This is a genomic window from Paenibacillus sp. LS-5, assembly GCF_056121505.1.
In genome coordinates this window covers 1-237 of record NZ_JBWAVA010000130.1, presented here as the reverse complement: position 1 = coordinate 237, position 237 = coordinate 1, and the positions used below count along the sequence as shown (strand labels likewise).

Sequence of the window (237 nt, the reverse complement as noted above, 5' to 3'; positions counted from 1 at the left end):
GACCTGGCTTCCCGCCAATGGCGGGCTCATCAACGATGCCGCCGCCATCGGCAAGGTCACGCGCGCGGCGGGCATTCCCTATTTCATCGATGCGGCGCAGGCGCTCGGCCAGCTTCCCGTGGATGTCGCCGCCATCGGCTGCGACATGCTGAAGGGATCGGGCCGGAAGTTTCTGCGCGGTCCGCGCGGCGCGGCCATCCTCTATCTGCGCAAAGCCTTTCTTGAAACGCTGGAACC

General features: G+C 66.2%; 1 protein-coding gene. It reads left to right on the top strand.

Annotation, left to right across the window (positions count from 1 at the left end; translation table 11 throughout):
• The coding region (locus AC0MA3_RS26750; RefSeq protein WP_474658386.1) for an aminotransferase class V-fold PLP-dependent enzyme at positions 1–237 on the top strand (237 nt) is incomplete at both ends.